Source organism: Bacillus sp. GbtcB10 (assembly GCF_019091365.1).
GTDB lineage: Bacteria > Bacillota > Bacilli > Bacillales > Bacillaceae > Bacillus > Bacillus altitudinis.
In genome coordinates this window covers 1-252 of the sequence record NZ_JAGXJP010000275.1, presented here as the reverse complement: position 1 = coordinate 252, position 252 = coordinate 1, and the positions used below count along the sequence as shown (strand labels likewise).

Here is a 252-nt window from a genome sequence, read left to right as displayed (position 1 = left end):
TCCCGTGGCCACCGATGTTTTAATGGGCGGCATATAAGATATCGTTCTAGCAGTCTGCCCCGCCAGCTGTTCAGCTTGACTCTGCCTTTCTGATGACTGTAAAAAACCAAAACAAATGGTCAATAAGGCAATAACAACAAGTAAAAGACAAATAATTAACCCCAAAATTTTTGTTTGTAAAGTGACTTTCCTTTTGCCCATCCTCAGCGCCACAACCCCTAATTCAGTAGATTCACCCGAATAGACTCTAAG

At 42.1% G+C, this 252-nt stretch carries 1 pseudogene; it reads right to left on the bottom strand.

Going from position 1 to position 252, the window contains the following annotated elements:
- Positions 1-201, bottom strand: a pseudogene (locus tag KVT11_RS20265) (histidine kinase); the annotation flags it as partial.
- Positions 202-252 lie beyond the last annotated feature (51 nt).